The organism is Salinibacter grassmerensis (genome assembly GCF_947077765.1).
In the GTDB taxonomy this organism is placed as follows: Bacteria; Bacteroidota; Rhodothermia; order Rhodothermales; family Salinibacteraceae; genus Salinibacter; species Salinibacter grassmerensis.
This window is the reverse complement of the sequence record NZ_CAMTTF010000003.1, coordinates 515,313-540,386: the sequence shown is the minus strand read 5'-3', so window position 1 is coordinate 540,386 and position 25,074 is coordinate 515,313. Positions and strand designations below refer to the sequence as shown.

The window sequence follows — 25,074 nt, the reverse complement described above, 5'->3', positions numbered from 1 at the left end:
GCATCACTCTCACCCGTTCAGCCCGTCATGCGAGCTCTCACCACCCGACGAGCATCCTTGGTTACCACCATCGCCCTCGGCGTCCTCTTTGCAGTGGGACTATCGGGGTGTGGAATGGGACAGGGGCCGGACCAGACAGAAATCTTGTGGGATACCTGGGGGGTGCCGCACGTGTATAGTTCGAACACCGACTCGCTGATGTACGCCTTCGGATGGGCGCAGATGCGAGCCCATGGAGACCGTGTGCTTCGTCTGTACGGGGAGGCTCGGGGCCGGGCCGCGGAGTACTGGGGCGAAGAGCATCTTGCATCGGACCGGCGGGTGCGCACCCTGGAGCTTCCGGAGCACGCGCGGCGGTGGGCCGACGACCAGGACATGCCGTTCGGGGGCTACGTGGAGGCGTTCGTGGCGGGCATGAACGCGTACGCCGAGGCCCACCCTGACCGCATTTCCGCTCCCCGAACGGCCGTCCTGCCCGTGGAGCCGAGGGACGTGTTTGCTCATACCCTGCGAACGGTCCACGCGACCTTCGTGGCCGGGCGCGACCTGCGACAGGCCCAGCGGCGGCGTGCCGGCTCCAATGCGTGGGCCGTGGGGCCGTCCCGCAGCGCGAGTGGCAACGCGATGCTTCTCGCGAATCCACACCTGTCCTGGGGCGACCGATTTACGTGGTTTGAGGCGCAGCTCACGGGCCCGGACATCGACGCGTACGGGGCCGCTCTCCTCGGCATGCCCTTTCCGGCCGTCGCGTTTAACGATCAGCTCGGCTGGACCCATACCGTGAATCCCATCGATGCCTCGGACCTCTACCGCCTTCCCCTCGCCGGGGGCGGGTACAGGTGGAACGGCGCGGTGCGTCCCTTTAATACGGACACTAAGGTGTTGAAGGTGAAGCAGCCGGATGGCTCCCTTCGCGCCGATACGATGACGGTGCGCCGATCGGTGCACGGGCCGGTGGTGGGGCAGGCAGACGGCGCGGCGCTGGCGCTGCGCATTGCGGGTCTGACCCAGTCGAAGCTGTTCGAACAGTACTGGCGCATGCTCCGGGCCACCAATCTGTCGCAGTTTGAGGCCGCCCTCCGCCGCCAGCAGATGCCGATGTTCAACACCGTTTACGCCGACCGGGACGGCCACATCCTGTACCACTTTGGGGGGCGGGTGCCCAAGCGCGATCAAGGGGACTGGGCGTACTGGCAAGGCGTGGTGCCGGGCGACACTTCCGCCACGCTGTGGAACGCGGTCCACGACTACGAGGAGCTGCCCCGGGTCGTGGATCCCCCGAGCGGATGGGTGCAGAATGCCAACGAGCCGCCGTTTACGTCTACGCTGCCATCGCGAGTGGACTCTGCCGAGGTGCCCAGCTACATGGCCCCGCGTGCCCCCGCTGAGCCGGCGTACATGTTTCGGCCCCAGCGCTCGATCGAAATGCTCGACGGAGATGCCTCCATCACCTTTGCCGAGCTGCAGGCCTACAAGAACGACACCCGGATGCTCGCTGCCGATCGGCTCCTCGACGACCTGCTCCCGGCGGCGCGGGCCTCGGATAACGACCGGGCCCGGCGCGCCGCGGACGTGCTCGCCGATTGGGACCGGACCGCCGACGCGGAGAGTCAGGGGAGCGTGCTCTTCGCCCGCTGGCTGCGCGCGACGGTCAGCGGGACGGAGAGCCCCTTTGCCACCCCGTACCGGCCCGGTGCCCCGCGCACAACGCCGGACGGCCTGGCCGATCCGGAAGCGGCAGTCCAGACCCTCGCGGAGGCCGCCGGCACAGTCGAGACCCGATACGATTCGCTCGATGTGTCCTGGGGAGCCGTGCACCGACTGGCGGGGCCGGAGGAATCATATCCGGCCTCGGGAGGGAGCGGTCTCTTTGGTCTCTTCCGGGTCCTCCGGTTTGACGAGATGGGGGACGGGCGGCGGCGCGCAACGTTCGGTGACTCGTACGTTGCCCTGACCGAGTTTACCGAAGAGGGTCCACGGGCGAAGGCGGTGCTGCCCTACGGGAATGCGTCCCAACCCGGGTCTCCGCACCGGGGGGACCAACTCCAGTTGTACGCTAGGAAGGAAATGCGTCCGGTCTGGTTGAGCCGGGACAGTGTACGCGCCCACCTTGAGCGCAGGGTATCGTTCTAAACGTCCCACGCTGATGGCCCGACGAAAAGCGTCAACCGGGCGTGAATTAAAGAGGGAGACGGGACGATTCGACGGCGCACTGATACTACTGTACGCGCACTCTACACACCGGCATCAGAGCATATTATGTCCCTGGAGGATCGTCTCATCGAACGGCTCGGCCTCGAACCGCTCGACCGCCACATCGCAGGCTGGATGCAGCGCAACGGACTGTTTGTTCTGCGATTCGGGCTGGCCGCGGTCTTCATCTGGTACGGCATCCTGAAGCCCTTCGGCATGAGTCCCGCCGCGGAGCTGGTGCGTCGAACGGTGTACTTTGTCCCGCCGGACCTCTTTATCCCCATCCTGGGGTGGTGGGAGGTCGCCATTGGGGTGGGCCTCCTGTACCGCCCCTTCAATCGGACCGCCATTTTTCTGCTATTCCTTCAGATGCCGGGCACGCTCCTTCCGCTCGTGCTGCTGCCCGAGGTCTGCTTTACACACATTCCCTGGGGGCTGACCCTGGAGGGGCAGTACATCGTCAAGAACGCCGTCCTCATCGGCGCGGCGCTCGTGGTAGGGGGAACTGTCCGCGAACGTGCGGAGAAATGAAGCCAAGGGGGGGCGACGCAGGGAGAGACGATACGTACATCCCTGCGCGTCTCACACCTAGCTTACACGTCCCATGTCAGAATGTCCTCCTCCGACTTCTCTTTGTCCTCCCACTCCTCGGCGTCTTCTATGGCCTCAGACTTTTCAGTCACGTTGTAGCCCAGCTCGCGCCACTGGTTGGACAGGTACTCGTTCCACTGGATGTAGTGTTCGTACTCCTCCGGCAGCTGGTCATCCGGATAGATGGCCTCGACCGGGCACACCGGCACGCAGGCGTTGCAGTCGATGCACTCGTCCGGCTGAATGGCGAGAAAATTGGGGCCCTCATAGAAGCAGTCGACCGGGCAGACTTCTACGCAGTCGGTGTACTTGCAGTTGATGCAGGGCTCGGTGACAACGTAGGGCATACAGGGGCAAAAAGGCGGGTAAGAACGCGCAGATACAGCGGGCGCTAAGTTTCCGTAGTGTGGTAGACCAGTTGGGAAGAGCGGTTCCAAGCGTGTTCGCTCGGACCGGACGTTTCCGCAGAAGTCACGGCCCCGTTGAGTCTTTTCTGCTCCCGTGTCCGGCGGGCCTTTCTCAACACGCGTCTCAGCACACATGCCGCGCGCAGAAACGGCGACGAACGAGTCGACAGCCCAACACGGCCGCTTCCGCGGCGGGGTGAGAAACCCGGAAGAGACGTAGGCGCCTCCGTGGGACGGCTTCCCGCGACATCGGAGCAAACTACTCCTGATCGAAGAGATCCTGGTCGGCAGACGAGGAGGACCGGTCGAAGTGATCGTACGCTCGCTGGAGGGCGACACGGCCCTGGGGCGTGCGCTCCATGAAGCCCTCCTGGATGAGGTAGGGCTCGTAGACCTCTTCGAGCGTGCCGGATTCTTCGCCGACGGATACGGCCAGGTTCTTGAGGCCGGTGGGTCCCCCGTCGAAGTTGTCGATCAGGGTAAGGAGGATGCGCGCGTCCATGTCGTCGAGGCCTTCCTCATCCACGTCGAGGGCGTTGAGGGCGCGGTCGGCAATGGCTTTGGTGATCTGCCCATCGCCCTCCACCTCCGCGAAGTCGCGTGTGCGGCGCAGGAGGCGGTTGGCGACGCGAGGGGTCCCGCGACTGCGGCGCGCAATCTCGTAGGCCCCGTCGGGGGTCGTTTCCACGTCCAGAATGCGGGCGGACCGCTGCGTAATCTCCTGCAGAAGGTCCGCGGTGTAGTAGTCGTAGCGGAAATCGATCCCGAAGCGCGCACGGAGGGGGGCGGTCAGCAGGCCCTTGCGTGTCGTCGCCCCCACCATCGTGAACGGAGGGAGGTCAATCTGCACCGTACGGGCGTTCGGGCCCTGGTCGATGACGATGTCGATGCGGTAGTCTTCCATCGCCGAGTACAGGTACTCCTCCACGACGGAGCTCAGGCGGTGGATCTCGTCGATGAACAGAAGGTCTCCCTCTTCCAGATTGGTGAGCACGCCCGCAATGTCGGCCGGTTTTTCGAGAACCGGGCCGCTAGAGGTGCGGATGCGAGCGCCCATCTCGTTGGCAACAATGTGGGCGAGGGTTGTTTTCCCGAGTCCGGGGGGGCCGGAGAGCAGGACGTGGTCGAGGGTTTCCCCCCGCTGGAGCGCCGCCGTCATGAATATATTCAGGTTTTCCTTAATCTTCTCCTGGCCGGTAAATTCGTCGAGGGACTGTGGGCGAAGTAGCTTTTCGACGTCGTTTTCCGAGCGATCGGCCTCGGCCTTAAGGGCGTCGGAGCGCGGGCTACTCATGGACGGAGAGACGGCAGTCAAGGAGAAAAGGGGATTGCACCCTACCGGACGGCTGGTGGGAGGACAGGGTTTCATGTGTGCCCACTGTGTAGGACCTGCGGGAGAGGGACGCACCGGCCCAGACCGGCCCAGGCGCCCGTCTCAGGCTGGTGCCGGTCGCCTCTAGAAAGGGGTTTGGAAACACAGGAATGAATTTTGCTTATTATTGAGTCCCAAAGAAGAAAGGGGAACCGAACGTCCCTTCGCGTGCCCCTTGGGTGGCACCTTGCGTTTGTCACACCAGACCGGCCTTCGCCACAGTCATATGAGCAGTAACGTCCTCGAACTCAAGCAAGAGCAAGACCTTCAGCAGAAGCTCTCGCCGCAGCAGATCCAGTACATCAAGCTGCTGCAACTGGACACCTTCGACCTGGAGCGGCGCATCGAGGAGGAGCTCGAAGAAAATCCCCTGCTTCAAGAGGGGCTCGGTGAAGAAGAGCAGCGAGAAGAGGATGAGATCGACTCCACCGCCGACGAGATGGAGAACGAGCTGGAGACGGAAGACGAGGAGGAGGATTTCGACGTGGAGGACCTCCTCAACAACACCGACGACATGTACGGCTACAACGCCAGTCCCGGCTATCAGGGCGACGATGAGGACCGTGATCGCCCAATGCCCGCGGATCAGTCGCTGCCTGAGCAGCTCCAGGGGCAGATTTCGTTCCTGAATCTCGACGAGACCGACCAGATCATCGCTGATCAGATCATCGGGTCGATCGATGAGGACGGATACCTAAAACGAGAAACCGACTCCATCCTAGACGACATTCTGTTTAACCACGGCATCGAGATCGGCGCGGAGGACGTGGAGAAGGTGCTGCGGCAGGTGCAGTCGCTTGAGCCGGCCGGCATCGCCGCGCGGGACCTGCAGGAGTGCCTGCTGCTTCAGCTTCGTCGCATGCCGGATGACGTGGAGGGGCGCGACACGGCCATCGCCATGTTGGAGGGCGAGTACGAGGCGTTCACGAAGAAGCACTTCGACAAGCTCCAGACGCGGCTCGACGTGGACGAGCGAGAACTCAAGACGGCGTTTGACCTCATCCGGCAGCGCCTCGACCCGAAGCCGGGAGAGGGCGAGTTTTCGGAAGAGACCAACTACATCACGCCCGACTTCTCGGTGCGGTACGTAGACGGGGAGTTCGTGATCACCCTGAACGGGCGCAACGCCCCGGACCTGCATGTCTCGCGCCACTACCGCAAGATGCTCGAGAAGCTAAAGGCGCAGAAGAAGTCGGACGACGTGGACGAGGTCGACGAGGAGACCGAAGAGTTCCTCAAAGACAAGTTCAGCTCGGCGCAGTGGTTTATCGATTCCATCAACCAGCGGCGCCACACGATGTACCTGGTGATGGACGCCATCGTGCAGCTGCAGGAGGACTTCTTCCGGTACGGAGAGGGCCACCTCAAGCCAATGATTCTGAAGGACGTGGCCGAGATCATCGACATGGACATCTCCACGGTGAGCCGCGTGGTCAATGGCAAGTACGTCCAGACCGAGTGGGGGGTCTACGAGCTCAAATACTTCTTCTCCGAGGGCCTAGAGACCGTCGACGGGGAGGAGGTGTCCAATAAAGAGGTAAAGGCCGAGCTTCAGCGGATCGTAGACGCCGAGGACAAGACCGACCCGATGTCGGATCAGGATCTGGCCGACGCCCTCGAAGAGAAAGGCTTTAAAATTGCTCGACGCACGGTTTCGAAGTACCGGAAGCAACTCAGCATTCCGGTCGCCCGCCTACGCCGGGAGATCGTCCTCGGCGAAGAGGAGTTGGCCGACGGCTGACGCAAGAGTTCAGGGCCAGGCGGGCCACGGCCGTTCCGTCTGGCCTACTGGCCGTAGGAGGCCGAGATCGTGAGGCCGGCCACCGCTACGAACCGGCCGTCCTGAACGAGCGGATCGAGGCCAGTGCCCACCAGAAGCCCCGGCTGTATGCGGGCCTCGTCGAAAATGACCGAGACCACAGCGCGGTGCGTGGTCCGGTCCGGCTCCGAGCCGGAGAGGAGAGGCCGCCCCTCCAGGCTCACTCCTGTCATGAACTGCTCGCTGTCCCACCAAAGTTGGGCGCTGTAGGGAAGCCGCCAGCGGTTCTGCGCTCCCATTTCCCCCGCGCTCTCGACGGAGGCGTACGTGACCCCCGAGCGAAGGCGCAGAGAGGCACGCCGTCCGAAGGGCAGGCGCCCGTTCAGAAGAACGGAGGGCGCGACGGACTCGTCGCGAAACGCCGCGGTACGTCCCATGTCTGCGCGCCGTCCTGCCCGCAGGGCATTGTTGGTAGGCGTGGCGGGGATGCGAACGCCGAGCTCGAGCAAGACCGGGAGGGAGGAGCTACTCAGTCCAAATCCCACGTACGGGTTGCCTACGGCCGTGGAGGAAGCGGCGTCGGTGGCGTAGCGGGCCACCGGCAGCTCGGCCGCCAGCTCTACATTCTTGTTCAGAGAGCGGGTGACCGTGAGGAATGCGGCACCCGATGCCACCGACGCATCGTCCGCCGGAAGGTCCGGAACGATGGCCTCCAGGGCGACCTGGTTGGGCTGGTAGGGGCGAGACCAGATGGTCTGGCCCTGGGCCGGGACCGCGAGCACACCCGCTCCGGCGATTGAGAGCAACAGAACGAGGAGATCACGCATGGGGGCATCGGTGGCAGTGAGGAGAGCAGAAAGAGAGGACGTATCTTCTTTGATGTGAGCATGTCTGTCGACGGGCGGACTGCATCTCTCGTTCGCAGTTCCTATATTATTGTGTGGAATTCAACCAACAATCCGGTCTTCTCGTCGCCCGCAACGCCTCTCCATGCTCGACTCTGCCCCCACCTCTCAAATCGCATCGCACGGGTCACGCACGGAGCGGCGATCCCGGCTGGACGCCCTCCGCCGCGCCTTCACCGGACTCGATACCGAGTACCCACTGGCCGACGGCACGACGGCGCCTCGCACCTACCTCGACAGTGCCGCGTCGACCCTGCGCTGCAGCGCCGCCGATACCATCGTCCGGCGGGCCCTCCGGCACTACGCGAACACGCATTCGACGCTGCACGCCGGGGCCCGCATCATGACGCATCTCTACGAGCAGGCGCACGAGATTGTGGGCCGCTTCGTGGATGCGCCCGACGACTACACGACGATCTTCACCGGGAGCGGTGTCACGGGCGGCCTCAACCGCATGGCCCGCGTGCTGGCCGAGCGACGGCCCGAGCGCGACCTCGTTATCACCACCCTGATGGAGCACCACGCCAATGACCTGCCCCACCGCAAGCATGTCGGCGAGGTGGTGCACGTGCCGTTGGAAAACGACCCGGACGGGGAGGCCGGACGGGTGGATCTCTCTGCGTTGCGGGCCGCCATCGACGAGCATGCCGACCGGCTCAACTACGTCGCCGTCACGGCGGCGTCGAACGTGACCGGCATCGTCAACCCGGTCCACGAGGTCGCCCGGCACGCCCACGAGGCGGGGGCCCTGTGCGTGGTCGACGCGGCCCAGTCGGCCGCCCACGTGCCGATCAGCGTGCAGGGACGCAGTGAGGCCGGGGCGCTCGACGTCGTGTGCATGAGCGGACACAAGCTGTACGCACCCGGCAGCCCCGGTGTGATTGTGGCCCGCGAGGCCCTCTTCGAGGGGCTGGAGCCGCAGGTGGTGGGCGGCGGCATTGTGGACCGGGTAGAGACGGACCGCTACGAGATCACGGATGCACTGCCGGAGCGGGAAGAGGCGGGCACGCCCAACCTGCCCGGGGCGCTGCGCCTGGCCGCCACGCTTCAGTTGCTAGGCCGCATCGGCATGGACCTCGTGGCGGCGGATGAGCGCGAGCTGGCCCAGTACGCGCTGGATCGCTTTGCGGCAGTCGACGGTCTTACGATCTACGGATCCCACCGCCTGGAGGTGGCCGACCGGATTGGGGTCATTGCCTTCAACCTCGCTGGCCTGCCGCACGGCCTCGTCGCCGCGGCACTGAACGACTACTTTGGGGTTGCCGTGCGCAATGAATGCTTCTGCGCGCAACCCTTCGTGCGCGATCTGCTGGGCCGGGCGGGCAGTGGTGAGGAGGCCGCGGGCGGTGCAGAGTGCGGGCCCGAGTCGCAGCCGGGCATGGTGCGAGCGTCCCTCGGCCTGTACAATACGGAGCAGGACATCGATGCGGCCGTCGAGGCGCTGTCCGACCTTGCCGCGCGGCCCGACTGGTACCGCAAGCAATACCGCCCCCGCCTCGATGGCAGCGGCGACTGGGTCCACCGCTCCTTCGAGCACCCGCCCGAACAGGCCTTCTCGCTGGGGGATGAGGTTGACGCGTGGCTCCAGTCGGCCACCTAGCGCCCGTGTCCGACCTATGCTGCGGCCGCCGCGGCCGCCGTCTCGTTGACGACCTCTTCCTGTACGTGGCCCGGCATCTCTTCGTAGCGGCTGAATTTCGTGCGGTGCAGGCCGCGGCCCTGGGTGAGTGAGCGCAGCGTGGTGGAGTACCGGTGAAGCTCCGCCTCCGGCACCTCGGCGGTGATTTTCTGAAGCGACCCCTGCGTATCGATGCCCTGCACGCGTCCTCGTCGCGTGTTGAGGTCGCTGACGATGTCGCCCGTGTAGTCGTCCGGCGTGGTAATGGTGACCTCGTGGATCGGCTCCAGGAGGACCGGGCCGGCCTTCTGAAAGGCCTGGCGGAAGCACTCGAAAGCGGCGCGCCTAAAGGCCGCCTCGTTCGAATCGACGGGGTGCATGTCGCCGTCGTGAATGACGATCCGCACGTTCCCGACCGGGAACCCGGCCACCGGTCCTTCCTCCATGGTGTTGAGGACGCCCTTCTGGATGGACGAGAAGAACGTGTTCATGTCAATGACTCCGCCTACGATGGCGTCGACGAAGTGTATCTCGGCGCCCCACTCGGTTTCGACCCTCTCCTCGTCCCGCACGTCGATGGCGTCCGGCGGGTCGAACGCGCCGTCGAGGGGCTCAATGAGCATCGAGATGTCGGCAAACTCCCCGGCACCGCCCGACTGCTTTTTGTGGCGGTACTCGGCGGTCGCCCGGTTCTGGATGGCCTCCCGGTAGGAGATGCGGGGCTCCACGAACGCGACTTCCACGCCGGCCTGCCGTTCGAGCCGCGACTTGGCAATCTGGAGGTGCATCTCGCCCACGCCGCTGAGGGTAAGTTGGTTGAGCAGCGCGTCGTGATTGAAGACGAGCGACGGGTCTTCGTCGGTGATCTGGTGGAGGCCCCGAGCGAGCTTGTCCTCCTGCCCCTCCTGCACCGGCCGCACCGCCATCCGATATCGGGGGGCGGGGAATTGGATAGGCGGAATGACGACGTCCGACGACGGAGCCCGGAGCGTGTCGTTCGTGGTGGTGTCCTCCAGCTTGACGAGCGCGCCGAGGTCGCCAGCGACGAGGCGGGGGACGTTGTTGCGCTCCTCGCCGTTGAGTTCATAGACCTGCCCGATGCGTTCGGTGGCACCGGTGCGTGCGTTGTCGAGGTCCTGTCCCGACTGGAGGGTCCCGTCGAACACGCGGACGTAGGAGTATTCCCCGACGTGCTCCTGGGCCATCGTGCGGTAGACGAAGGCAACCGGGTCGTCGTCCGGATCGGCCGTCAGTTCCTGGCCGCTCTCGGTCTCCAGCAGTCGGCTGGCGGGGGAGGGGCACACCGTCCCGATGAAGTCGAGGAGACGAGAGACGCCAATCTCCTCCGTTGCGCTCGTGACGAAGACGGGATACAGATCCCGCTCAATCATGGCCGCACGGAGCCCGTTCCGCATCTGGTCGTCCGTCAGCTCGCCCTGTTCGAAGTACGTCTCCATGAGCCGGTCGTCACTGGCGGCGATGTCCTCAACGAGCGTCTCGTGGAGCTCGCGGGCCTCCTCCTCGAAGGCCTCATCGATCGGCTGCACCTCCGGGCCGGTCTCGCCCTCTGGGTAGTACAGCTGGCGCATGTGCAGCACGTCGACCAGAGTGCGGGTGCCTTCACCTGCCGGCAACTGCACCACCGTCGCTCCCCGCCCGAACCGCTCCTCAATCTCGTCGATGATGCCCCGAAAGTCGGCGCTCGCCTGGTCGATGTGGTTGATGACGAACAAAGAGGGGGTCTCGGTCTGCTCACCGTACGACCAGGCCATTTCCGTGCCGACCTCGACCCCGGAGCGGGCATCCATTACGTAAAGCGCCGTGTCGGCCACCCGCACGGAAGCGATCACTTCGCTGGCGAAGTCGGGGTAACCCGGGGTGTCGAGAATGTTGATCTTCGTGTCGTCCCAGGGGGCATGAAGCAGGGTCGCGAAAATCGACATCTGCCGTTCTTTTTCGCTCTCGTGGTGGTCGCTCTGGGTCGTGCCGTCGGGCACGGAGCCGGCGCGCGGGATGGCGCCGCTCGTGTGGAGCATGGCCTCGGTCAGGGCGGTTTTGCCGCTGCCCTGGTGGCCGACCAGGGCAATGTTGCGAATCTGCTGGGGGGCGGAAACGGTCATGGGACGGGGGAATCTCTGCGGAAATGTTGAAGAGAGACAACAGAGCAGAACCGGACGGCAGATGACATCTCCTTCTAATTCTTTAAGTTCAGAAAAAGAACGGGAGGAGTCAAGATGAGACCTGAGACGAAAAGAGCCTCGGCTCCTGCCTTCGAACGGCCAATCTGAGTAGGCACTGGCTCTTGCGGCTGCGCGTGTCTCGAAAGGGGAGAGGCCCATCGCGAAACACGGATCTGGGGGCTGGGTTTTTGGAGTTGCCTGTTTCCTGCAGACTGTACCTTCACCGCCATGGCTTCGCTCGCGTCGTACCAGACCCACCTCAAGGCTTTCGGGATTGGCATTGTCCTCGCCGCGCTGGGCGTGGGGGGCTATCTGCAGTTTGGCCCGTCGGCGTCGGCGGGCTTGCCGACGGTGACAGTGTACAAGAGTCCCTCGTGTCAGTGCTGTTCGGAGTGGGTCACCCACATGAAAGACCAGGGCTTTGAGGTTGAGGTACAGTCGAAGCTGCGCATGAAGCCGGTGAAGAAGCAGGTGGGGCTGCCCTCGTCGCTCGCGGCCTGCCACACGTCCGTGGTGGGGAATTATGTGGTTGAGGGACACGTGCCGGCGCAGGACGTGAAACAACTTCTCCGGGAACAGCCGGATGTACGGGGCCTCAGCGTGCCGGGCATGCCCGTGGGGTCTCCGGGCATGGAGCGGGGGGGACGGGTGGACCCGCACGAGGTCGTTACGTTCACGCCGTCGGGCGAGACCACGGTGTTTGCCCAGTACGGACAGTAGGCCATGTCTCTTCCACGTTTGCGCTCCCGGATGATGTGCGCTCGGGTTCTTCTTCTGTTGTCCGTGACCGGGCTCGTTCTGGCCTGCGGGACGAGCCCATCGTCGGAAGACTACAAGCAGGTCGTCATGCAGGACCGCGTGCAGCGGGACATGCAGATGCGGGAGAAGGAGAGCGTGCTGCCCCCCGGCCGCCGGGAGGCGTTCCGCGGACTCAACTTCTACGAGGTCGACCCGGCCTACCGGTATACGGTGCCGCTCCGGCGGTTTGAGACGCCCGACACGGTCATGATCCCCGAGAGCACGGGCGCTCTGCGGCCCCAGCAGCGAGTGGGAGAGGTGACCGTGCCGCTTCCGGAGGGACCGGAAGAGTTCGTCGTATTTCGGGGCGAGGGCGACACGCCCCGCGGACGGCTATGGATTCCGTTTGCCGACTCCACGAATCGACACGCCACGTACAAAGGGGGGCGCTACGTAGATCTGACGTCGACGGATTCAGATTCGGTCGTGGTGGACTTTAACCGAGCGTACAACCCCACCTGCGCCTACAACCCGGACTTCGCGTGTCCGCTTCCGCCCCCAAAGAATCGAATTGCCGTGCCCCTGGTGGCCGGCGAGAAGAAGCCTACCTTCGGGGGATAGACGAATTGCATCTGCAGGTTGAGGCAAATACCTTGCGATCATGGCCAGGGGTACCCGTTGCTCGTCGAGCACGGGCTGAGACACACCCTTCGAACCTGATCCGGTTTGCACCGGCGCAGGAAGCGCCTCGGCACCGTCCGGGGGCCCGTACATGGGCGACGTACCGTCTGGCTTCACCGTCTCTGTTCGTATCAAGAAGCCAGTTTCTCATGCGTGATCTCGACTCGCAAGTTGTTGTCATCACCGGAGCCAGCCGGGGGCTCGGCGCCGCCATTGCCCGCGCCTTCGGGCGAGAGGGAGCCCGCGTGGTGGTTAACTACTACCAGAGCCCCGACCAGGCCGAGGCCGTCGCCGCCGACATTGGCGATCGGGCCCTGCCCGTGCAGGCCGATGTGCGCGACCCAGACGCCGTGCAGGCGATGGTTGACGCCGCCGCGGATCACTTCGGGGCGCCCGTTACGACCGCCGTCCACAATGCACTGATCGACTACCAGTTCGACGCGGCAAACCGGGAGACCGCCGACACCATCAACTGGGACGACTATCAGACGCAGCTGGATGGGTCGGTGAAAGGGGCGCTGCACCTGCTCCAGGCGTGCCTTCCTGAGATGCGGGCGGCGGGGGAGGGGCGCTTCGTGGGCATCAGTTCCAACCTCGTGCAGGATCCGGCGGTCCCGTACCACGACTACACCACCGGCAAGGCGGCCCTCCTCGGGTTCACGCGCAACATGGCGGGTGAGCTCGGCGCGGAGGACATCACGGTCAACCTAGTGTCGGGCGGTCTGCTCGACGAGACGGATGCCAGCGCGGCCTCGTCGGACGCGGTGTTCGACGCCATTCGGCAGAACACTCCCCGTGGCACGGTAACGACCCCGGAGGAAGTGGCCGACGCGGTGCTCTTCTTCGCCTCCCCCTGGGCCCGGGCCGTCACGGGGCAGAACCTAATCGTGGACGGCGGTCTCGTGATGCGGTAACCCTCGTCTGAATCGTGTCTTGCTCAGCTTCGTCTTGCGACTGTGATCCTTCTCGCCCTCGAAACCGCGACTTCCACCTGCGGCGCGGCCGTCCTGGACGACGATACGGTGGTTGCGGAAGCTCATCTACACCGTCCTCGCGTCCATGCCGAGCGCCTGACCCCGCTGGTTGAGGACCTGCTCGGCCACGCCGGCGTGGCGACGGGGGCCCTGGACGCCGTGGCCGCGTCGATGGGGCCGGGGTCGTACACGGGGCTCCGCATCGGGGTGAGCACGGCGAAGGGGTGGGCCCTGGCCGCCGACGCGGCGTTCGTCGGGGTGCCGACGCTGGAGGCGTACGCTGCCCAGCTGCGTCCGGTCGCTGCGCCCGGAGACGTAGTGTGCGCGCTGCTCGACGCCCGTCGGGACGAGGTGTACGCCGGGGCGTACCGGCGAACGACGGACGGAATGGACCAGCACGCGTCTACGACGGCGCTTCCAGTGGACGATCTGCCCGGCTGGGTGGGAACGGTGGACGGGCGGCTGTGGCTCGTTGGGGACGGGGCGCCGAAAAGCCAGGCCGCCCTCGGTGGAACGTCTGCCAGCACCGTGCTCCCCGCCGACACGACGCCGCCGTCGGCGGGCTGGGTGGCCCGGTGTGGCCGCCAGCGGCTTGAGGCACACGGCCCCGACGATGTGGCGACGGTCGAACCGTTGTACGTGAAAGACGTGCACGCTACCCCAGCACCGTCCCCCTTCGACTGAGTTTCGTTTGGACTTTGCGGGTGCCGTTTCTGATTTTCCGACAGAACGAAGCCCTGAGCTGGGCGCCCACTGGTTCGCACATGATTTCCCGTACTCGTCACTTCCCTCCGATATGCCCTGGTTTCGGCGCGAGAAGGCCGGCATCCGTACCACCCGCGAAGAGCAAAATGAAATGCCGGAGGGACAGTGGGTGAAGTGCCCGGAGACCGGCGAAATTACCAACCGGCGCGAGCTGGAGGAAAACTTGCTCGTCTTTCCCGGCTCGGGATACCACTTCGGGATGGACAGCCACCAGTACTTCGGCTTTCTATTCGACGAGGGGGACTACGACCTGCACGACACGGACCTCCGCTCCGTGGACGCACTCAACTTCGAAGACCGAAAGCCCTACAGCCAGCGGCTGGAGAGCGCCGTGGAGGAGACGGGACAAAACGAGGCCGTCCAGGCCGCCACCGGCTCCATCGGAGGGCACCCCGTGTCGATGGCGGGGATGGACTTTAGCTTCATCGGAGGGTCGATGGGGTCGGTCGTCGGAGAAACTGTGGCCCGGGCGATCAAGCGGGCCTACACGGAAGGCATGCCGCTTATCACCATTGCTCAGAGCGGCGGGGCTCGCATGATGGAGGGGGCCCTCAGTCTCATGCAGATGGCCAAGACGAGTGCGCACCTCACCCGGCTCGACGAGGCAGGACTGCCGTTCATCTCCATCTTGACGCACCCGACCACGGGGGGCGTCACGGCCTCCTTCGCGATGCTCGGGGACATCCACATTGCCGAGCCGGACGCGCTGATCGGATTCGCTGGGCCGCGCGTGATCCGTGAGACCATTGGGTCCGACCTGCCGGAGGGGTTCCAGAAGTCGGAGTTTTTGCAGGAGCACGGGTTCGTCGACATGATTGTGGACCGGCGCCGCCTCCGCCGCCGCATTGTCCGGCTGCTCAACCTCCTGATGGAGTAGGCAGATCCTTCACTCCCTCTCCATGTCAATGCCAGTCTCCGCTCTTAGAGGCCGACACTTCATTGCTGGCTCCTTTTGTGTTGTGGAACAGCATTTCCCTGCCACGAAGAAAGACCCAACCGACTTCTGCTCTGAGGCCTCTCTCCGGCGATAGACATGGCCGCGTTAGTGGGCCGAACGTCCCATGTGGTCGGAAAGAAGTAGATTCCTGTATCTTCTGCTGCCCCATTACGAAAGTTTAAAAAACACACGACGGACCCCCTGAAACCCCATCGGCAGAGATGGCTATCATGGAATGTCGCTTTGTCTTGACTCTCGCTTCGTAATCCTCGCGGACACGCATCCCGATCCTCATGAAACGAATATCGCTCTTTCTCAGCCTCGCACTTTGTCTCGTGGTCTGGGGCCTGCCCGCCTCGGCCCAGACAACACCCACCGGTTCGGCCGCGCAGATGAACGGCTTCAGCCGTGCCCTCGATGTAGAAGACGATCGGGTCTTCGTCGGGGAGTCGCAGAATATCCACACCCCTGGTCGGGTGTACGTCTACGAAGACGAAATGGACGGCTGGACGGAAGCCGCCTACTTTGAAGCGACCGACGGCGAGGTCGGAGACAGCTTTGGCTCGGCACTCGACGCCGCGGGCGACCAAGTCGTCGTGGGCGCCCCGTCGGCCAACGCCGCCTACGTGTTTGAGTCAAGCGCGAACGGATGGACCCAGAGCGCTCGCCTGACGGTGGCCGACAGCACCGCGGAGTTCGGGCAGAGTGTGGTGCTGGACGGGGACCGGCTTTTCGTGGGTACCTCCTCGACTGTGTCAATGATGGAGGAAGACACGCTGACGACCGGTGCCGTCCACGTCTTCGAACAGCAGGATGGGACCTGGCAGGAAACCGAGACACTCCGAAGCGAAGAGGTCGGGGCGGACGCAGGGTTCGCGAGTGCCCTGCTCACGTCCGGTGATCACCTGCTCGCCACGGCGCCGCAGCACAACGGGGGGGCTGTCGTGGCCTTCCATCAGGGCGATGACGGCTGGACGGAGCTCCAGACGGTCACGCCTGGAGAGTTGAGCAGTAACGCCCGATTTGGAACGGCGATCGAGGCCGCCGGCGATCAGGTCCTCGTCGGGGCCCCGCGGGCCTACGACGCCACAGGACTGGCCTACACCCTCTCATTCGACGCGGAGGCGGAGAGTTGGTCCGTCGACGGACGGCTCCTTCCGTTTGATGGTGCGTCCCGTCATCTCTTCGGAGCGGCCTTTGCCTACAACGGCACAGACCTCTGGGTGGGAGCACCGGGCGCGACGGATCGGAGCGGCGCCCTCTACCGCTACGGTCACAGTGACGGCTCCTGGACCGGCGCTACGCGGATCACACACCCGGAGACGGAATCCGGAAATGGGCTGGGGGCTACGCTCGCGGGCAACAAGGACGTGCTCGCGACGGGGCTGCCGGGGGACGACCACGGAGCCGGCACGATGGGACTCTACTCCATCGCGTCTGGTGAGTGGACCCGGACAACCCCCATTGCTCCTTCGACGGGTCAGGCCCTCAGTGCCATGACGGGCGAGGAGCGAGACTGTGCGGACGGTAGCGTCGCCCAGTTCTCCTGTGAGGGCGTCGACATGAAGTCTTTCCTCCCGATTCAGTCCATCGGGGGCGAGCGTGGAATCAACCTGAACGACATCTGGGGCTGGACCGACCCGGAGACGGGAACGGAGTACGCCCTCGTGGGCCGCACCGACGGGACGGCCTTTGTGGATGTGAGCGATCCTACGAACCCGCAGTACATTGGTGAGCTTCCGCTCACGGAGGGGGCGCGTGTCAACTCCTGGCGGGACATCAAGGTCTACGACAACCACGCGTTTGTGGTAGCGGATAACGCCGGAGACCATGGCATGCAGGTCTTCGACTTGACCCGTCTCCGCGATGTGGATGCTGGCGAGATGCCCATGACCTTCGACCACGACGCTCTCTACGACCAGGTCAATAGCGTCCACAATGTGGTCATCAACGAGCAGACCGGGTACGCCTACGCCGTGGGCAGCAGCGGCGGTGGGAAGACCTGTGGTGGCGGACTCCACATGATCAATATTCAGGACCCGGTCAATCCCTCCTTTGAGGGCTGCTTCTCCGACCCCTCCACGGGCCGCTCCGGCACCGGCTACAGCCACGATGCTCAGTGTGTCGTCTACGAAGGACCGGATCCCGAGTATCAGGGCCGCGAGATCTGCGTCGGCTCCAACGAGACGGCCATCAGCGTTGCGGACGTCACAAACAAGGACAGCACTTCGGCCATCTCCACGGCCTCGTACCCGGACTACGGCTACGTCCACCAGGGTTGGTTCGACGAGCAGCAGCGCTACTTCTACCAGAACGATGAACTGGACGAGGCGCAGGGCAAGGCAGACCACACGCGCACCCTGGTGTGGGACATGAAGGACCTTGACAACCCCAAGCTGGTCAACCAGCTCATGCTGCCGAACGAGTCCATTGATCACAACCTGTATGTAGACGGCTCCACGATGTACCAGTCCAACTACAAGAGCGGACTGCGCATCCTCGACATTAGCAACCGGGAGAACCCGGAAGAGGTGGCCCACTTCGACACGCAGCCCTACGACGACAACGGGACGGGCTTCCAGGGCTCCTGGAGCAACTACCCGTACTTCGAGAGCGGCATTATCATCGTGTCGAGCATTGGTGAGGGGCTGTTCGTGCTGGAAGAATCGCAGCAGGAACTGTAGAGTAGGGTATTGGGGGCCGCGGAGACGGAGTCTGCGTGGCCCCACTGGGTTGATTCTTCGGAACCAATAGCCTTACGTGCCATCATGCGTCGTTTCCTTTCGGTTTTGATCGTCGGCATGCTCCTGTGTGCCACCCTTCCAGCATGGGGGCAGGCCTCGAGTTCGAAGCTATACGTGTGCAACCAGGGAGAGGCCACCGTCTCGGTGATTGACATGGAGTCGATGGCCGTCGAGACGACCGTCGACCTCAAAGAACGTGGCTTCTCGGAGAACGCAAAGCCGCACCACGTCGTGGCCGAGCCCGATGGAAGCCACTGGTACGTGAGCCTAATTGGGGCGAACACGATTCTCAAGATGAATCGGCAAAACGAGGTCGTCGGCCGCCTCGATAACTTCGAGGTGCCAGGACTGCTGGCCCTTGACCCATCGAAGGATGTCCTGTACGCGGGCCGTTCGATGAGCGCCGTGAACCCGCCGAAGAGTCTAGGCATGATCCAACGGTCTAACATGGAGATCATGGAGCGGGTCGGGACGTTTTTTCCGCGTCCCCACCCCCTGGCCGTGACGCCGAACGGCGAGCATGCCTTCATCGCGAGCCTGGGCACCAACCAGCTGATGGGCATCAACACCGACACCCGTGAAACGCAGTTGACCCGACTGGACGGGACGACCCAGACCCCAGTCCAATTTGCGGCGACGGCCGATGGGTCGACCCTTATTGCCGGGGGACAGAAGACAGGACAGCTCCTCGTGTTCGACGCCAGCGAGGCCCCGGCTCTGTCCGTGACCGACACCTTGATGGTGGGGAATCAGCCGTGGCACCCCGTCATCGGTCGGCAAAGCGGACTGGCATACGTCCCGAACAAGACATCGCACTCCATCAGTGTGGTGGATGTTGACAACGCGTCGGTACAGGCTACCATTCGGGGCGACGGCCTCGCTCAGCCCCACGGCACGGTCCTTTCGGCTGATGGGCGGCATCTCTTCGTGTCGAACAACAACCGAGAGGGCACCTACGAGCCCCGTGGAGACAACCCCGAAGCCGGAACGGTGACGGTGATCGACACGCAAACCAACGAGATTGTGAAGGTGATCGAGGTGGGGACCTACCCCACTGGCGTTGGCACCTTTGGCGGAGCACAGCCCACCGGCTCCTAGCGGGTGAGCGCGTCCACTCGCTCCGCTGACGTGACAGCCCTGTAGTCTTGATGCCGCGTACTTGTGCCTTTGTCGTCGGTCTCGTCGGAATCCTCCTGGCGGGCTGTGCCGGGTCCTCGCAATCGGTGTCGTCGGACGCCTCATCGGCCTCGTTTCCGGACGACTACCAGCGCGTGGTGGCTCCGTCCGTTGAGGTGATCAACGCCGACGGTGCCGTCATCTCAAACCCGTTCTACGGCGGCTTCAACGCGCCGCGCCCGCAGTTTGTGGACATTGACGGGGACAAGGACTCGGACCTCTTCGTCCAGGAGCGTCCCGGCCAGCTCGCGTTTTTTGAGCACGTCACCGAAGGGGACTCGTCGCGTCTCGTGTGGCGCACGGATCACTACCGGGACCTGGACATCGGCGAATGGTACCGGTTTGCGGACCTTGACCAGGACGGGGTGCCCGATCTGTTGACGGAGGAGCCGTACAGCCACCTCCGTGCCTACCGGAATGTCGGCTCGGCCACGGCGCCGAAATTTGAGCTTTACGCCGACACGCTGCGGACGGTGGAGGGGGAGCCCATCTTCTCGGATCGCCAAAACATCCCAAACGTCACAGATCTCGGCTGCGACGGCCAGATGGACCTCTTCCTGGGGCGGCTCGACGGAACCATCACGCACTACGAGTCGGTCAGCAAGACGGCGGAGGGCATGCCCCAGTTCGCCCACGCAGCGGACGAATTTGAAGGGATTAAGATTGTTGGCGGGACGGGCCAGAAGGGGCCGTCGCTCCACGGGGCCAATACCCTCACCTTTGCGGACCTGGACGGCGACGGCGACTCCGACTTGTTCTGGGGCGACTTTTTCGAGCCCGGACTTCTCCTGATCGAGAACACGGGGGGGGGCGGAAATCCCGTTCTCAGCGGCGAGCCGGAACGCTTTCCATCGTCGAATCCGCTCCTGACCAGTGGGTACAACGCCCCCGCCCTTACCGACTGGTCGGGCAACGGACGCCCGGACTTGTTTGTCGGGGTCCTCGGGGGGGCAAATGATTCCAACAGTAGCCTCGCGGACAATTTCTATTTCTACGAACACACGGCGGATGGATATCAGCTCCGGACGCGCCAGTTTGCCGGGGGGCTCGATGTGGGAAGTGAAAGCACCGTGGCGCTTGGGGACATTCAGGGCGATGGGCAAACCGACGTGCTCGTGGCAAACAAAATTGACCCGACGCAGGGGGCGACCTCCCTGGTGTATCCGTTGACGCCCACCGGTGACGGTGGCAGTAGTCGCCTCCGAAAACGACCGGCACTTGATCTGCCGGAGGCGTACCGCTACGCTCCGGCTCTCGGTGACCTGAACGGCGACGGGACCGATGATCTCGTCCTTGGGACCTGGCAGGGAACCCTCTCCTACCACGAAAACCAGGGCGACGGCACATTCAGTGCGGTGGACAAGGCCTTGAGCGACCTGTCGGGCGGAAACAATCTGGTGCCGGCCCTGGGAGACGTGACGGGCAACGACGCCCTGGATCTCGTACTGGGAACCGCAAGCGGCGACGTCACGCTCCACCGCAACACGGGATCCGAGGCGTCCCCCAACTTTGTCTCAGAGGGGCGGACCCTCGCTGAGGTGGATGGACGGGCCGCCCCCACCCTCCACGACGTGACCGGCGACGGGACACTGGACCTGATCATTGGGACGGAGGCGGGACTGCTCCTGGCCCGCAACGAGGGAACAGCTGATGCACCAAAGTTCGGCTCCCCCACCTCGATTGATCTCGACGGCATTCCCCAGAACGCTACGCCTGCCTGGGGAGACCTGGACGGAAATGGCGTGACAGACCTCGTCGTGGGGGGCACCCGCGGCGGACTTGTTCTCTTTCAGCCCCAGTCCGTGACGGAATAGGGGCGTGGCGAGTCCCTATTTGGCGACTACCATAGTCCCGTCAGCACGTCTCCAAGTGAAGTGGACGAAGACGAAGAGGGGCCTTCGTCCGAGCCGTTGGACGCTTCCACCTCGTCCAGTGCCTGGTTCAGGGCGTGCAGGCCGGAGCGGAACTGATTCGTAAGGCGTCCGCGCGTCTCCTCCGAGAGGGCCTCGTACGCCCCGTTTTGAAGGGCCTTGAGAGCACGCTGGTGGTGCTTCCGGGCTCGTCGCAGTTCATCTTCGGGTCGACGCCGCAGCTCTTCAACCGCTTCCTCGAGACTCGATGCAGGGTGGTCGAGGGGAAGTTTGGCGGACGAAAATGAGTCACCAGAATCGGGGGACGCCTCGTCAGACTGAGAGGACACCGTGGATGTAGGCATGTTGGAGAGAGCGTAGGGAGTACGCTGCGTGCGGACGGGCATGCGGATGTGCGCCGACCTACCGACTCAGACCGATGGAAAATGGAAGTGAGATCCTTTATAATCTGGAACCGCTTCCAAAATAGGGGCACGCTCACACATCTTTGTCAGAAACCGGTCAAGATTCGGCGACAAGTTCTGGAATGTACGGCAACCCTCTGTTGAATCGCCCAAACCTGTGGGGGCTCCGGGGCAGGCGCAACGTGGACAATGACGTCGGTGCAATTTCTGGTGGTTCGGTCAAAACCCAACAGATGCGAGCGGATTCAAGCTTTTCTACAGTTTCCCTGCACACAACCGCTCTGCGGACATGACGGAGGTCCTGAACGACCGGACGGATCAGTTTCAGCTCGAGTCGGACTTCGAGCCCATGGGCGACCAGCCCCAGGCGATTCAGGAGCTGGTGGATGGGATAGGGAGGGGCGATGCGCACCAGACGCTGCTTGGGGCCACTGGAACAGGCAAGACCTTTACCGTGGCGAATGCGATTGAGGAGGTGAACAAACCGACCCTCGTCATGAGCCACAACAAAACCCTGGCGGCCCAGCTCTACGGGGAACTGAAGCAGTTTTTTCCCGACAACGCGGTCGAGTACTTCATCTCGTACTACGACTACTACCAGCCGGAGTCGTACATCGTCCCCAACGACACCTACATCGAGAAGGACGTGGCCATCAACGACCGCATCGAGCGGCTACGGCTCCGGGCTACCTCCGAACTTATCAGTGGGCGGGACGACGTTATTGTGGTGGCGAGCGTGTCCTGCATCTACGGGCTCGGTTCGCCGGCGGAATTTCGGAAAGAGATTTTGCCTCTGAAACGGGGACTGGAAGTGGAGCGCAATGACCTGCTGCGGCGCTTTATTGACCTGTTCTACGAGCGCAACGACATTGAATTCACCCCCGGGACCTTTCGGGTCCGTGGGGATGTGGTGGACATCTTCCCGGCCTACCGCGAAGAGCTCGCCCTCCGAATCGAATTCTGGGGCGACGAGATCGACCGCCTGGCCCTGTTCGAGCCAGAGAGCGGGCGTGAGCTGGAGGAGGTGGACCAGTTTACGCTGTATCCGGCACAGATCTTTGTGACCCCGGAAGATCGTCTGGAGCAGGCCATCGACGACATCAAGGAGGAGCTGCGCTGGCGGCTGGCGGTGCTACGGGAGGAGGGCAAGATGGTAGAGGCCCAGCGCCTGGAGCAGCGGACCATGTTCGACATCGAGATGATGCAGGAGGTCGGCTACTGCTCGGGCATTGAAAACTATTCCCGGCACTTGACGGGCCGCGAGCCGGGCGAGCGTCCCTACTGCCTGCTCGACTACTTCCCCGACGACTTCATGCTGGTGGTGGATGAGAGCCACGTCACGATTCCACAGGTGCGCGCCATGTACAACGGCGACCGGCAGCGCAAGCTGAAGCTGGTAGAGCACGGCTTTCGCCTCCCGTCGGCCCTCGACAACCGGCCCCTCACGTTTGAGGAGTTCGAAGAATTGACGCCGCAGACCATCTACATGAGCGCCACCCCGGCCGACTACGAGTTGGAGCAGAGCGGCGGCGTCTTCGTGGAGCAGGTGGTGCGCCCCACCGGCATTCCCGACCCCGAGGTCGACGTCCGGCCGACCGGCAATCAGGTGGACGACCTGATGGAGGAGATTCGCAAACGCGCCGAGAAGGACGAGCGGGTGCTCGTGACGACCCTTACGAAGCGGATGACGGAGGATCTGGCCGACTACCTGGACAGCTACGGGGTGGACGTCCGCTGGATGCACTCCGACATCGATGCCCTCGAGCGGGTTGACATCATCCGCGGGCTGCGCCTCGGGGAGTACGACGTTCTCGTGGGCGTAAATCTCCTGCGGGAGGGGCTGGACCTACCCGAGGTGTCGCTCGTGGCCATCCTCGACGCCGATCAGCAGGGTTTTCTGCGGTCGGAGACCTCGCTGATCCAGACGGCCGGTCGCGCCGCCCGCAACGTGAATGGAGAGGTGATTCTCTATGCCGACGAAATCACGGAGGCGATGCAGAAGATGATCGACGAAACGGAGCGGCGCCGCGAGCGGCAGCTCGAGTACAACGAGAAGCACGACGTGACGCCGGAGCCGATCCGCAAGTCGCCCGACGAGATTAAGATGGGCACGGCGATCGCCGACGAGAAGAGTGAGGGAGAAGAGTCCGGCTCCCGCCACCACTATGGCAGCCCGGATCAACTCTCTAGCGAGGTGGCCGACCCGGTGGTCGAGTACCTCTCGGAGGACCAGAAGGGGGATCTCATCGACCAGATGCGGGAGGAAATGGAAGAGGCCGCCGAGAACCTGGAGTTCGAGCGGGCCGCGGAGCTCCGAGACAGCATCGAAGAGCTGGAGGAGGAGCTCGCCGAGAATGGAGAGTAGACGGTCGGGGAGTGGACCGGTGGGGAGGCCGGAGGCCGCGCGCTCCCAATTCCCCTGACCGCAACTGTGGCCGTACCCTCTCAGCAGGCCCTCAGGGCCCGGAGGCTCAGGCCTCCGTGGAGACGGGTGCGTCGTGCTCCGTTGCTGACGCCTCGGTGCTCGCCGCCGTCAGGGCCCGACTCAGGTCCGCCCGCAGGTCGTCGGTCGACTCGATGCCGACGGAGAGACGGATGAGGCTGTCCGTAATGCCCGCCTCGTCCCGCTGCTCCGGGGCCATGGAGGCGTGGCTCATGGTGGCCGGGTGCTCGATGAGCGACTCGACGCCCCCCAGAGATTCGGCCAGGGCAAAGACCTCAGTCGCGCGGAGCAGCTCTTCGACGTCCACTTGCGCGTCATCGACGAAGAAGGAGACCATGCCGCCGTAGCCGTTTTGCTGCGCACGTGCAATCTCGTGGCCGGGATGGTCGTGGAGGCCGGGATAGCAGACGTGCTGCACGGCCGGATGCTCGTCCAAGAAGTGCGCGATGGCCCGTGCGTTGGTTTCGTGCTGACGCATCCGAACCGGGAGGGTCTTGGCCCCGCGGAGGACAAGCCAACTGTCGAACGGTGCGGCAACGGTGCCGTGCGCATTGGCCATGAAGTCGACTTTGTTGGCCAGGGCCTCTGTGCGGGCAATGATGGCGCCGCCGACCACGTCGGAGTGGCCGTTCAGATACTTCGTCGTCGAGTACACCACGAGATCGGCCCCGTAGTCGATGGGCCGTTGCAGGAGTGGGGAGAGAAAGGTGTTGTCGACGATGAGGAGCAGGTCGTGCGCGTCGGCAAATGTGGAAAGGGCCTCCAGGTCGACGATGCGGAGGAGGGGATTTGAAGGTGTCTCCACCCACAAGGCCTCCGTTTCGGGCCGCACGGCGTCGGCCAGGGCGTCGCGATCCGAGAGATCCTCGTACGAGACGGAAAGTTTGTCCTGGTCGCCGAGACAAGAAAAGAGGCGCTCCGTGCCGCCGTAGCAGTCGTGCGCACAGATTAGGTGTGCACCGGCGTCGAAGAGCGATGTGACGGTCGACACGGCGGCCATGCCGGTCGCGCAGGCCACAGCGCCGGCCCCGCTGTCGAGGTCGGACAGCGTATCCTCCAGGGCCGCCCGCGTCGGATTGCCGCTGCGGGTATAGTCGTACCCCTTCGTCTCGCCGACATCTTCGAACTGAAAGATGGCCGACTGGTAGAGGGGAGGTATGACGCTATTAAACGTGTCGTCGAGGTCCTGCCCAGCGAGGGAGAGTGTGGTTTCCGGGTCCAGATCCATGGGAAAAGTCGTCTCGGTGAGTGAAGAAGCGTGGTGGCCTCACCGAAACGGCGACAGAGGACCTCAAGGACGCACGTTCGCGTGCTTG

General features: G+C 64.0%; 19 protein-coding genes. 13 read left to right on the top strand and 6 right to left on the bottom strand.

All coding sequences use genetic code 11. The features are described from left to right. The first annotated feature begins 27 nt into the window (after positions 1-27). Both OJB03_RS09540 and OJB03_RS09535 read left to right on the top strand, forming a co-directional pair. Positions 28-2,133, top strand: coding sequence for an acylase (locus OJB03_RS09540; RefSeq protein ID WP_263786793.1), 2,106 nt, complete (start codon positions 28-30; stop codon positions 2,131-2,133). Positions 2,134-2,259: 126 nt separating this feature from the next. Next, positions 2,260-2,724 carry a DoxX family protein gene (locus tag OJB03_RS09535; protein WP_263786792.1) on the top strand — a complete coding sequence of 155 codons (465 nt, stop codon included), beginning with the start codon at positions 2,260-2,262 and terminating at the stop codon, positions 2,722-2,724. 62 nt (positions 2,725-2,786) lie between these two features. On the opposite strand, the gene fdxA is transcribed toward OJB03_RS09535, so the two are convergent. After that, the gene (fdxA, locus tag OJB03_RS09530; protein ID WP_263786791.1) at positions 2,787-3,131 is read right to left on the bottom strand and encodes a ferredoxin FdxA; all 345 of its coding nucleotides are present in this window, start codon (positions 3,129-3,131) and stop codon (positions 2,787-2,789) included. Positions 3,132-3,450: 319 nt separating this feature from the next. Beyond that, entirely contained in the window at positions 3,451-4,485 is a 1,035-nt protein-coding gene (gene ruvB, locus OJB03_RS09525) for a Holliday junction branch migration DNA helicase RuvB (protein WP_263786790.1), read from the bottom strand. Positions 4,486-4,789: 304 nt separating this feature from the next. Here ruvB and rpoN point away from each other — a divergent pair, with 304 nt between their 5' ends. Continuing rightward, positions 4,790-6,304: an RNA polymerase factor sigma-54 gene (gene rpoN, locus OJB03_RS09520; protein WP_263786789.1), complete on the top strand. Its 1,515-nt coding sequence runs from the start codon at positions 4,790-4,792 to the stop codon at positions 6,302-6,304. 44 nt (positions 6,305-6,348) lie between these two features. Here the strand turns inward: rpoN and OJB03_RS09515 are convergent, their stop codons facing one another. Continuing rightward, positions 6,349-7,149 carry a hypothetical protein gene (locus tag OJB03_RS09515; protein WP_263786788.1) on the bottom strand — a complete coding sequence of 267 codons (801 nt, stop codon included), beginning with the start codon at positions 7,147-7,149 and terminating at the stop codon, positions 6,349-6,351. Between the two features lie 163 nt (positions 7,150-7,312). On the opposite strand from OJB03_RS09515, the gene OJB03_RS09510 reads away from it, so the two are divergent. Then, complete coding sequence (locus OJB03_RS09510; protein WP_263786787.1) at positions 7,313-8,827, top strand: aminotransferase class V-fold PLP-dependent enzyme; 1,515 nt, start codon at positions 7,313-7,315, stop codon at positions 8,825-8,827. Positions 8,828-8,841: 14 nt separating this feature from the next. Here OJB03_RS09510 and OJB03_RS09505 read toward each other — a convergent pair whose 3' ends face one another. Then, complete coding sequence (locus OJB03_RS09505; RefSeq protein WP_263786786.1) at positions 8,842-10,965, bottom strand: elongation factor G; 2,124 nt, start codon at positions 10,963-10,965, stop codon at positions 8,842-8,844. A gap of 288 nt (positions 10,966-11,253) precedes the next feature. On the opposite strand from OJB03_RS09505, the gene OJB03_RS09500 reads away from it, so the two are divergent. The 8 genes from OJB03_RS09500 to OJB03_RS09465 all read left to right on the top strand — a co-directional run bounded on the left by OJB03_RS09500 (position 11,254) and on the right by OJB03_RS09465 (position 20,854). Then, positions 11,254-11,745, top strand: coding sequence for a DUF411 domain-containing protein (locus OJB03_RS09500; RefSeq protein WP_263786785.1), 492 nt, complete (start codon positions 11,254-11,256; stop codon positions 11,743-11,745). A 3-nt stretch (positions 11,746-11,748) separates the two neighbouring features. After that, complete coding sequence (locus OJB03_RS09495; RefSeq protein ID WP_263786784.1) at positions 11,749-12,384, top strand: DUF1684 domain-containing protein; 636 nt, start codon at positions 11,749-11,751, stop codon at positions 12,382-12,384. 209 nt (positions 12,385-12,593) lie between these two features. Next, positions 12,594-13,358, top strand: coding sequence for a 3-oxoacyl-ACP reductase (locus OJB03_RS09490; RefSeq protein ID WP_263786783.1), 765 nt, complete (start codon positions 12,594-12,596; stop codon positions 13,356-13,358). A 42-nt stretch (positions 13,359-13,400) separates the two neighbouring features. Next, on the top strand, positions 13,401-14,102 hold the full coding sequence (tsaB, locus tag OJB03_RS09485) for a tRNA (adenosine(37)-N6)-threonylcarbamoyltransferase complex dimerization subunit type 1 TsaB (RefSeq protein WP_263786782.1): 702 nt from the start codon (positions 13,401-13,403) through the stop codon (positions 14,100-14,102). A gap of 112 nt (positions 14,103-14,214) precedes the next feature. Continuing rightward, positions 14,215-15,060 carry an acetyl-CoA carboxylase, carboxyltransferase subunit beta gene (accD, locus tag OJB03_RS09480; protein WP_263786781.1) on the top strand — a complete coding sequence of 282 codons (846 nt, stop codon included), beginning with the start codon at positions 14,215-14,217 and terminating at the stop codon, positions 15,058-15,060. Positions 15,061-15,413: 353 nt separating this feature from the next. Continuing rightward, on the top strand, positions 15,414-17,804 hold the full coding sequence (locus tag OJB03_RS09475) for a choice-of-anchor B family protein (protein ID WP_263786780.1): 2,391 nt from the start codon (positions 15,414-15,416) through the stop codon (positions 17,802-17,804). Between the two features lie 84 nt (positions 17,805-17,888). Then, the gene (locus OJB03_RS09470) at positions 17,889-18,962 is read left to right on the top strand and encodes a YncE family protein (RefSeq protein ID WP_263786779.1); all 1,074 of its coding nucleotides are present in this window, start codon (positions 17,889-17,891) and stop codon (positions 18,960-18,962) included. A 50-nt stretch (positions 18,963-19,012) separates the two neighbouring features. Beyond that, positions 19,013-20,854: an FG-GAP repeat domain-containing protein gene (locus OJB03_RS09465; RefSeq protein ID WP_263786778.1), complete on the top strand. Its 1,842-nt coding sequence runs from the start codon at positions 19,013-19,015 to the stop codon at positions 20,852-20,854. Positions 20,855-20,880: 26 nt separating this feature from the next. Here OJB03_RS09465 and OJB03_RS09460 read toward each other — a convergent pair whose 3' ends face one another. Beyond that, positions 20,881-21,255 carry a hypothetical protein gene (locus OJB03_RS09460; protein ID WP_263786777.1) on the bottom strand — a complete coding sequence of 125 codons (375 nt, stop codon included), beginning with the start codon at positions 21,253-21,255 and terminating at the stop codon, positions 20,881-20,883. Positions 21,256-21,604: 349 nt separating this feature from the next. On the opposite strand from OJB03_RS09460, the gene uvrB reads away from it, so the two are divergent. Continuing rightward, on the top strand, positions 21,605-23,680 hold the full coding sequence (uvrB, locus tag OJB03_RS09455; RefSeq protein ID WP_263786776.1) for an excinuclease ABC subunit UvrB: 2,076 nt from the start codon (positions 21,605-21,607) through the stop codon (positions 23,678-23,680). Between the two features lie 106 nt (positions 23,681-23,786). Here uvrB and OJB03_RS09450 read toward each other — a convergent pair whose 3' ends face one another. Beyond that, positions 23,787-24,986 carry a trans-sulfuration enzyme family protein gene (locus OJB03_RS09450; protein WP_263786775.1) on the bottom strand — a complete coding sequence of 400 codons (1,200 nt, stop codon included), beginning with the start codon at positions 24,984-24,986 and terminating at the stop codon, positions 23,787-23,789. Positions 24,987-25,074 lie beyond the last annotated feature (88 nt).